The sequence below is a fragment of the Amycolatopsis taiwanensis DSM 45107 genome (genome assembly GCF_000519205.1).
In the GTDB taxonomy this organism is placed as follows: domain Bacteria; phylum Actinomycetota; class Actinomycetes; order Mycobacteriales; family Pseudonocardiaceae; genus Amycolatopsis_E; species Amycolatopsis_E taiwanensis.
Genome location: NZ_JAFB01000057.1, coordinates 1 through 9,443, shown reverse-complemented (window position 1 = coordinate 9,443; position 9,443 = coordinate 1). Strand labels below are relative to the sequence as shown.

8 protein-coding genes are annotated in these 9,443 nt (G+C 68.4%); 2 read left to right on the top strand and 6 right to left on the bottom strand.

The window, feature by feature from the left end; all coding sequences use genetic code 11:
- Window positions 1–148: 148 nt before the first annotated feature.
- Window positions 149–799, top strand: a complete 651-nt coding sequence (locus A3CU_RS0133370; RefSeq protein ID WP_043843454.1) for a TetR/AcrR family transcriptional regulator — start codon at window positions 149–151, stop codon at window positions 797–799.
- 10 nt (window positions 800–809) lie between these two features.
- Here A3CU_RS0133370 and A3CU_RS0133365 read toward each other — a convergent pair whose 3' ends face one another.
- The 5 genes from A3CU_RS0133365 to A3CU_RS0133345 all read right to left on the bottom strand — a co-directional run bounded on the left by A3CU_RS0133365 (window position 810) and on the right by A3CU_RS0133345 (window position 8,308).
- Complete coding sequence (locus tag A3CU_RS0133365; protein ID WP_027945908.1) at window positions 810–1,580, bottom strand: enoyl-CoA hydratase; 771 nt, start codon at window positions 1,578–1,580, stop codon at window positions 810–812.
- Window positions 1,577–2,758, bottom strand: coding sequence for a CaiB/BaiF CoA transferase family protein (locus A3CU_RS47975; RefSeq protein ID WP_043843452.1), 1,182 nt, complete (start codon window positions 2,756–2,758; stop codon window positions 1,577–1,579). Before A3CU_RS47975 ends, A3CU_RS0133365 begins: the two co-directional genes overlap by 4 nt.
- Window positions 2,759–2,772: 14 nt before the next feature.
- Window positions 2,773–5,679, bottom strand: coding sequence for an FAD-binding and (Fe-S)-binding domain-containing protein (locus A3CU_RS0133355; protein ID WP_027945907.1), 2,907 nt, complete (start codon window positions 5,677–5,679; stop codon window positions 2,773–2,775).
- Window positions 5,676–7,004, bottom strand: a complete 1,329-nt coding sequence (locus tag A3CU_RS47970; RefSeq protein ID WP_052372620.1) for an MFS transporter — start codon at window positions 7,002–7,004, stop codon at window positions 5,676–5,678. Before A3CU_RS47970 ends, A3CU_RS0133355 begins: the two co-directional genes overlap by 4 nt.
- Before the next feature lie 137 nt (window positions 7,005–7,141).
- Window positions 7,142–8,308, bottom strand: a complete 1,167-nt coding sequence (locus tag A3CU_RS0133345; protein ID WP_027945906.1) for a pyridoxal-phosphate-dependent aminotransferase family protein — start codon at window positions 8,306–8,308, stop codon at window positions 7,142–7,144.
- A 96-nt stretch (window positions 8,309–8,404) separates the two neighbouring features.
- Here A3CU_RS0133345 and A3CU_RS0133340 point away from each other — a divergent pair, with 96 nt between their 5' ends.
- The gene (locus A3CU_RS0133340) at window positions 8,405–9,142 is read left to right on the top strand and encodes an IclR family transcriptional regulator (protein ID WP_027945905.1); all 738 of its coding nucleotides are present in this window, start codon (window positions 8,405–8,407) and stop codon (window positions 9,140–9,142) included.
- A 16-nt stretch (window positions 9,143–9,158) separates the two neighbouring features.
- Here A3CU_RS0133340 and A3CU_RS0133335 read toward each other — a convergent pair.
- The coding region (locus A3CU_RS0133335) for a transposase (RefSeq protein WP_027945904.1) at window positions 9,159–9,443 on the bottom strand (285 nt) is incomplete at its 5' end.

The following is a 9,443-nucleotide window of genomic DNA, read 5'->3' as shown; positions in this document are numbered from 1 at the left end:
TAAGCGAATTTCGATCGATCGACAGAAATTAGGTCCGCCCTGCTACCTGGCGGTCTCGGCCCGGTTAGCGTGAGGTGAACTCGCCCATCGTCGTGTTACGAGATGCCGGCCCCGGCCGTAACGTGACCGGGGCTGGCACGATGGGGCAGTGAGCAGCGGGGTGGGGCGGCCCAGAGCCAGCGGAGCCGCGGCGAGCAGCCAGGACGCGAAGCAGGCCGTCCTGGAGGCGGCGGCCGAGCTGTTCGCCACCACCGGCTACGCCGCCACCAGCACCCGGGCGGTCGCCGAACGGGCCGGGCTGCGCCAGGCCACGCTCTACTACCACTTCCCGGCCAAGGAAGACATCCTCTGTGCCCTGCTGGCCGAGACCGTGCGCCCGTCCCTCGCGGTCGCGCGCCGGCTGCTGCCGTCACGTGTCGCCGCAGGGGCGCGCCTGTGGGCGCTGGCCTACTCGGACATCCGGCTGCTGGGCACCGCCCGTCACAACCTCGGGGCGCTGTACCTGCTGCCCGAGATCGCCGCGCCCGGGCTGGCCACCTTCCGGGCCGAACGCGCCGAGCTCAAGTCCGCCTACCGTGCCCTGATCGAGCAGGTCCCGGACGAGGTGCCCGCGGCCACCCGCGCCGATCTCGTGTTCGGCTTGGTGGAGAGCGTCACCGTCGTGCGCCGGGACGAGCCGCGACTGGATATCGATGCGTACGCCCGCCACGGTGCCGATGCGGTGCTGCGCGTGGCCGGGCAGTCAGCCCCGGACGACGCCGGCCGCGCCACGGCGCTGGCGCTGCTCGACGACCCCTGAGACGGCGAGGTCAGCTGCCGCTCCAGCGGACCGGTTGCTTGGTTTTGAACGCGCTGACCGCGGACCGGAAGTCGTCCGAGCCGTAGACACGGGCGACGATGTCGGTGACGTCGGCTTCGCGGCCGTCACGGTGGAGCCTCCGGAGGGCTTCTTTGGACGCCCACATGCTCAGTGGTGCGTGGCCGAGTACGGCGTCGATGAGGGATCGGGTGTCCTTGTCGAGATCGTCGGTGAGCACGGCGAGGAATCCCGCGGCGTGCGCCTCTTCGGCGGTCATCAGCCGGGCGGTCAGCAGCATGGCGATCGTGCGCGCGTGGCCGAAGTGCCGGACAAGGAGGCTGAGCGCGGTCGAGGAGAGACAGTTTCCCAGCGTGCGGGCGATCGGCACGCCGAACGTGGACCGGGGTGTGGCGATGCGCAGGTCGACCGCGCACGCGATGCCGAGCCCGCCGCCGACACAGTAGCCGTCGATCGACGCGACGGTGGGCACGGTGACCGCGTCGAGCCGGTCGAGCGCCGCGCTCACCCGGTGCTCGTAGTCCACACCGTCTTTGCCGGTGGTGAACTCGGCGAACTGGGTGATGTCCGTGCCGGCGACGAACGCGCGGCCGCCGGCCCCGCGCAAAAGGAGGACTCGCACGGCGTCGTCGGAGTCAGCGCGGTCACACGCCTGCGCGAGCGCGTCGTACATGCCCCAGGTCATCGCGTTGCGCTGTTTCGGCCGGTTGAAGGTGACCGTGAGCACCCCGCCTTGGCAAGTGGTCTCGGCTTCGCCGGTCATCGCTCATCACCGTTCCGGTCGTTGGAGAATCCGATCTCCGCAAGGGTTTCCGCGGTCGAACCGCCCAGGGGCGGCCCGGCATGAGCCCGCCGTGCGGGTGTGCGGGAGAACCGCATGGGGGAGCCGAGCTGGCGGACCGAGCCCAGGGTGGGGTGAGACGCGTCCCAGAAGAAACCACGCTGGTGCAATGTTTCGTCGGTGAAGACCTGTCCATAGTCGACGATCGGTGCGCAGGGCACCCCGGCCCGTTCGAGGTCATCCACAATGGACTCGGTAGTTCTCGTCGTGGTGACTTCCTCGATGACTCCGATGAGCTCTTCGCGATGCCGGCGCCGGGAGTACGAGTCCCCCCAGCGGGAGTCGGAGAGCAGGTCGTCGAGGCCGAGCGTGCGGCAGAAGGCGGTCCAGGTCTTGGGCGTGGTCGCACCGATGGTGACGTATCCATCGGCCGTGCGCACTGCCTGATACGGCGCGCTGTTCTGGTGTGCGGATCCATGCGGCCGGGGAACGGTCCCGTCCCCGAAATACATGCCGGCTTCCCACACCGCGAAGGAAACCCCCGATTCCAGCAGGGAAACGTCGATGTACTGCCCCTCGCCCGAGCGGTCGCGCTCGCGCAGCGCCGCGGTCACCGCCAGCGCGATATAGAGCGCACACACCAGATCGCAGATCGGAACCCCGACCTTCGCCGGCTCGCCACCGGGAAAACCGGTCACGCTCATCAGACCGCTGCGCGCCTGCGCCATGATGTCCAGGCCGGGCAGGTGGGCGAGCGGTCCGTCCTGGCCCCACCCGGAAGCCGAGGCGTAGATCAGCCGGGGATTATCCTTGCACAGGGCTGCATAATCGAGTCCCAGCCGGGTCATCGCGCCCGGCCGCAGATTCTCGACCAGGACGTCCGCCCGCCGTGCCAGCGCCCGGAACGCGGCCTTGCCGCGCTCCGCCTTGAGGTCGAGGGCCACCGACTCCTTGTTGCGGTTGAGCCGGACGAACGGAGAGCTTTCCCCGTCGAGGAACGGGCCGGTGGCACGCACCGGATCGCCGCCATCGGGGTTTTCCACCTTGATCACGCGGGCGCCGAGGTCGGCCAGTTGCATGGTCGCGTACGGGGCCGCCATGAACGCCCCGACCTCCAGCACCGTGACGCCGGTCAGGGGTGGATTCGACGGCTCGGACATGGTCACCTCCGCAGCTAGGCCAGCGTTTCGCGGATCAGCTCGACCGGGTGCCACGCGGTGCGCCCGGCGCCGTGGAAGATCTGTTGCCGGCAGGAAACCCCGGTCGCGGCCACGACCGTGTCCTCCGGCTCCGCGTCCAGCATGGGGAACAACCGGTCCCGGCCGACGGCCAGGGACATCTCGTAATGTTCCGACTCGAAACCGAACGAACCCGCCATCCCGCAGCAACCCGCGTCGACCTCCATGACCTGCGCGCCGGGAATCCGGCGGAGCAGGGCCAGGGCGGCCGCCGTGCCGACTTCGGCCTTCTGGTGGCAATGGCCGTGGAAGAGTATTCGCCGCCCGTTGAGCCAGGAATCGGTGCGCAGCCTCAACCGCCCGGCGTCGATCGCTTCGCCGAGCAGTTGTTCCACCTGTCCCACCCGTTCTCCGACCGCGTGCACCGCCGGGGAGCCGGGCAACAGAGCAGCGTGCTCGTCGGTGAGCATGAAGACGCACGAGGGCTCGGCGCCCACGATCGGCGACGTGCCGGCCGCCAGCGAGGTGACCAGCGCCGACGCCTTCCTCTTGGCGTCGTCCACCAGGCCTTTGGACAGGCTCGCCCGGCCGCAGCAGCCTCCGGCGGCCAACTCGACCCGCCAGCCCGCCCGCTCCAGCAGTTCGATGGCCGCCCGGCCGATGTGCGGCTCGGTGAACGTGGTGAACGAGTCGGCGAGCCACGTGAGCGTGCCCGAGTTCGAAGGCGCAGGCTGACGGCGACGGAACCACCGGAGCAGGTTGACCCGTTCGAACTTCGGCAGCGGGCGCGCCGCCGTGATGCCCAGCGCGCGTTCGACGAACCGGCGCAGGAAACCGAGGCGCCCGAGCAGGTTGGACAGCGGCGCGGTCGCTGAACCGATCCGGTTGACCGTACGGATCGAGGCGAAAAGGCGCGACCGTAACGGAATTCCGTGGACTTCGTGGTGGTGAGCGAGCGTCTCGGCCTTGAGCGCGGCCATGTCCACGCCCATCGGGCACTCGCTTTTGCACGCCTTGCACATCAGGCACAGATCGAGGATGCCGTGCAGCCGCTCGCCGCCCAGCGCGGTGTGCGGGTCCGCTTCGGACAGTGCCTTCACCAGCGCGTTGGCCCGGCCACGAGTCGAATGCTCCTCGCTTCTCGTCGCGATGTAGGACGGGCACATCACACCGGCGGTGGATTTGCGGCACAGGCCGATGTTCATGCAGCGATCCGCCGCGCCACGCATGCCACCGACGACGTCGAACCGCAGCGTGGTCGTAAGCGGTCCCGCGGGCGGGAGCGCGTCGCGGTCGCGCAGGTTCTCGGTCATCGGCGATGCGTCGACGATCTTGCCTGGGTTCATCAGGGCGCCGGGGTCGAAGATCCGCTTGACCTCTCGCATCGCCTCGTACAACTCGTCGCCGAAAATCTCCCGGTTGAACTCGCTGCGGGCGAGCCCGTCGCCGTGCTCACTGGAGTTGACCCCGCCATAGGCGATGACCAGATCCTTGACCTCCTCGGCGACCGCACGCATCTTCGCCACCTCGTCGGGCTCGGTCACATCGACGAACGGGCGAACATGCAGGCAACCCACCGAGCAGTGGCCGTAGAAGCCCGCCTTCAGTTGGTGCTCGTCGAGGATGTCGGTCAACCGCGCGGTGTATTCGGCCAGGCGGGCCGGGTCCACCGCGGTGTCCTCCATGAACGCCAGCGGGCGGCGGGTGCTTTCACCGGCGGCCATCAGCAGACCCAGACTGGACTTGCGGACCTTCAGCAGCGCCGCCTGCTCGGCCGGCTCGATCGCGCGGAGGGTGTGGTAGCCGTGGCCGTTGCGCTGCCACAGCGCCGCGAGCCGGTCCACCTTGGCGGCCAGTTCCGCTTCGTCGTCGCCGGTGAAGGAGACGAACAGCAACGCGTCCGGGTCACCGACGAGGATGTTCCCCAGCTCGGCATACTCGATCTTCTGCCGGGAGAGGTCCAGGATGGTGCGGTCCATCAACTCGACCTGGTGAGGCTCGCAGCTCAACGCGTCCATGGTGGCCGAGATGGCGGCCGGGGTGCTGGTGAAGTGCCCGACGGCGAACACCGTGTGCCGCGGCCTGGGCACCAGATCCACCAGCGCGCGCGTGACGACCACCAGCGTGCCCTCCGCGCCGACCACGAACTTGGCCAGGTCGAACCGGTTGTCCGGTCCGAAGCCCACCAGCCGGTCGAGCCGGTAGCCGCAGGCGCGACGCCAGAATGCGGGCATCCCCGCAGTGATCGTCTTTTCGTTGCCAGTGACCAGTGTGGACAGGTCCCGGTAGATCCGGCCGGCCAGCGTCGGCGCCGCCGCCCGGCGCTTCCGCTCTGCCTCGTCGACCGGCTCGAACCGGGCACGTGAGCCGTCGGATAGCACCACGTCCAGCGCCCGCACGTGGTCGATCGTCATGCCGAAGGTCAGCGAGCCGCTGCCCGCGGAGTTGTTGCCGATCATGCCGCCGATCGTGGCCCGGTTGCTGGTGGAGGTGTCCGGCCCGAACATCAGCCCGTGTGCGGCGGCCGCCTGGTTGAGCTGGTCCTGCACCACGCCGGGCTCGACGAGTGCGGTGCGTGCCACCGGATCGATGTCGATGATCCGGTGCAGGTGCCGGGACAGGTCGAGCACGAGGCCGGGCCCCACCGTCTGACCGGCCAGGCTCGTCCCCGCACCACGGGGCAGGATCGGTACCCCGAGCTCACCGGCGGCCTTCACCGCCGCGACGACGTCGTCGGCGTGCCGCGGGAACACGACGCCGAGCGGCATGATCGAGTACATGCTGGCGTCGCGGGAGAAGAGATGGCGGCTGTAGTCGTCGAAGGCGACCTCGCCGTCCAGCGTCGCGCGGAGCGCACGCTCCAGCCGCGAGCGGACGGTCGAGGAAGCAGTGGCGTCGGTCATCGCGAGGATGCCTCCGCCGTCCCGGCGGGTCGCGCGCCGACGCCCGCCAGTTCCGTTGCCGCGCGCAGTTTCTTACGCAGCGACAGGACGAGCAGTGCCGCGGCGCCGAAAACAGCACCGAAGAACACCTGGGTGAGCGCGTATCCGCCACCATTGAGGTCACTGAGCCAACCACCGACATAGGGGCCGAAGAAGCTCCCGAGATTGCCGACGCCGTTGATCAGTCCCATGCCCGCGCCCGCCGCGGCGACCGGCGTGAGCTTGGTGACGGTCGCCCAGAACGGCCCGTACCAGGCGATCGATGCCGCCGTGCCGAGGATCATCGCGATGAGCACGAGCCACTTCTGGTCCGCCGAGATCAGGCCCGCTCCGGCGAGAATCACCGCGCCGGCACCGAGCACTGTGGACATGTGCGCGACGTGCCCGCCTCTGCGGTCCGCCGACCGGCCGATCATGATGATGGCGATACCCGCGGCGATCTGCGGCAGTATCGCGACCAGCCCGACCTGCATGTCGGTGTGGAACGCTTTCTTGAGCACGCTCGGCATCCACAACGTGAGTCCGAGCAGGCCCATCTGCGTCAACGTGTAGACGAGCGCGAAGTGCCAGACGATCTTGCTGGTGAACGCCGCCTTGAAGGTCCCGCGGTGCTTGAGCGGTTCGCCCTCGTCCAGCCGGGACCGCTCGATGTAGTTCCGCTCGTTCTGGGACAACCAACCGGCTTTCGCGGGCGTGTCACGGACGACCGCCAGCCATGCGATGAGCCCGATGATCAGGGGTGCCCCACCCTGGATGACGAACATCCAGCGCCAGTCCGCGTAGGTCAGGATGATGCCGGAGAACGGGGCCGCGACGATCGCCGCGATCGGCGTGTACAGCTTGAAAATCGCGTATGCCCGGCTGCGTTCGGCGAACGGGAACCAGGACCGGATGGTGGTCATCAGCGCGGGCTGCACGCCGCCCTCGGCCACGCCGAGCAGGAAGCGTGCGAGGATGAGCTGGCCGAAGGTGTGGGTGAGCCCGGAGGCCATCGCCGCCACGCTCCACAGGACCATCAGGATCGCGATCCAGCGTTTCGCGCTCCATCGTTCGGCCATGTATCCGCCGGGGATCTGGAGCAGAAGGTAGCCCCAGAAGAAGATCCCGCTCGCGAGGCCTTGTTGCGCCCCGGTGAGGTGCATGTCGTCTTTGAGGTGAGGGAGCGCGAAGCTGATATTCGTGCGGTCGATGTAGCAGATCACGTAGATGAAGACGATGACCGGGAGAATGTAGGTCCACCGCTTCATTTCGGACAGGCGCCGGAAAGAGGACGTCCGCTCGGTCAACGACCTACCTCCTTGTAGGTGGCCGGTGGGAAGGCCACCGGCTGGGGCGTTGCGCGTTGGAGCGAGTGGTTTCGGCGGAACCGCGATCAGGAGCCGGACGATCACCTCCTTCCGTCATGGACTTTCGTGGCGCCGGCTCACTCGGCGCGCAGGATCTCCAGTGCGGCTTCGAGACCGGTGGGGTCGACGGGCACGCCGGTCAACTGGAGTCCCATGTGGACACCGGCCAGCGTCCCGGCCAGGGTCAACTCGTTCAGGTGGCCCAGGTGCCCGATCCGGAAGACCCGCCCGGCGAGCCTGCCGAGGCCGGTGCCCAGCGACATGTCGAAGCGGTCCAGGATGACCTGACGGACCTTGTCGGCGTCGTGCTCCTCGCCCAGCAGCACGGCGGTCAGGGAACTGGAGTATTCGCGTTCGTCGGCGCACAGGACCTCCAGGCCCCAGCCGCAGACCGCGGCCCGGGTGGCCCGCGCATGGCGATCGTGCCGCGCGAACACGTTGGGCAGCCCCTCTTCTTCGAGCATCAGCAACGCCTCCCGCAGCCCGTAGAGAAGGTTGGTGGGAGGGGTATATGGGTAGTAACCACGCTCGTTGGCCTCGAGGATGGGCGCCCAAGCCCAATACGCCTTCGGCAACCGTGCCCGCTCAGCGGCTGAAAGCGCTTTCTCGCTGATTGCGTTGAAGCCGAGGCCCGGGGGCAGCATCAGTCCCTTCTGCGAGCAACCGACCGTTACGTCGACACCCCATTCGTCATGGCGGTAGTCGGTCGACGCCAGGGAGGAGATCGCGTCGACGAGCAGGAGCGCGGGATGGCCGGCTTCGTCGATGGCGGCCCTGATTTCCGGCACCCGGCTGGTGACCCCGGTGGAAGTTTCGTTGTGGACCACCATGATCGCCGCGATGTCGTGTCCTACGTCGGCAGCCAGCCGCTCCGCGACGACGAGGGGATCGACGCCCCGCCGCCAGTCTCCGGGGACGAACTCGACCCGGAGTCCGAGGCGTTCGGCCATTTCTCGCCACAGCGTGGCGAAATGGCCGGTCTCGAACGCCAGCACGCGGTCGCCCGGCGACAGCGTGTTGACCAGCGCGGCTTCCCACGCTCCGGTTCCGGACGAGGGGTAGATGACCACCGGTCCGCTGGTGCCGAACACCGGCTTGATCCGATGCAGCAGGTCGAGGGCGAGTTCGGCGAACTCGCCTCCGCGGTGGTCGATGGTCGGCCGCGCGGTGGCCGTCAGGACGCGGTCGGGGACGTTGGTCGGTCCGGGGATCTGGAGGAAATGCCGTCCAGCGCGAGTGGTCACTGCAGCCAGTCCTCTTCTGTGCCGTGCCGTGACGTGGCACGATGTGCCGTGCTGAGGTCCAGCGATGGTAGGTAGGCGGGATCGAGGAGTCAAGGCATGAAGAACGTGCTGAACGCGTTGCGGGTGCTGGAAGAGGTGGCCGCGAGGCAGCCGATCGGCGTCGGTGAACTGGCGCGGGTGCTCGACGTGCCCAAGAGTTCGGTGCAACGGGCGCTGGTCACGCTCCACACCGCCGGGTGGATCAGACCAGGGCCGGGCGAGGTCACCCGGTGGGTCATGACGAGCAAGGCCCTGGCGGTCGGCGGCCGGGCCGGTAGCGACCTCGGCCTGCGCGACGTGGCGGTGCCGGTGATGGAGGAACTGCGGCGGCGTACCGAGGAGACCATCCACCTCACGGTTCCCGAGGAGGACAAGCTCGTGCTGATCGAGCGGCTGGAGACGTCCAAACCAGTCCGGATCAGCATGGCCCTGGGGCACGCGCTTCCCCTGCACGCCTCCGCAAACGGCAAGGCGGTCCTGGCGAACAGTCGTCCCGAGGTCGTCCGGCGCCTACTGGCGACCGAACTGCCGCGCTACACCGACACCACGATCACCGACCCGGACGACCTGCTCGCCGAACTGGCCAAGATCCGGGCACGGGGGTTCGCCGTCAACCACGGCGAGTGGAGATCCGACGTCGGCTCCGTCGCCGCCGCTGTCGTCACCGAACCCGGGAAGCCGATCGCGAGCCTCAGCGTCAACCTTCCGGTCAGCCGCCTGACCGCGGAATCCGAGACGCTTTACGGCGCCGCGGTCGCCGAGGCGGCGAAAACCGTCAGCGGCCGGCTCAGGTAGGGAGACTAGTGCCTCGTCAAGCAACGTTGATCATGTAATTGGGTTCTCGGATGGGTGAGTTGATCGCGAAGTGGCGTTTCGGTCGAGCACGTGCGTTGCGCCAGCGGACGTAGTCAGCAATGGCCGCGTTCTGCTCGGCGTGGCTGCGGTGGTCGGTGCCGTTGAGCGCGAAGTAGCGCAGCGCGGTGAACTCGCATTCGATCCAGTTCAGCCACGAGGCGTTGGTCGGCAAGTACACCAGCTCGATGTTGTTGGCGGCGCACCAGGCCCGAACCTCGGGTCGCTTGTGCGGACCGTAGTT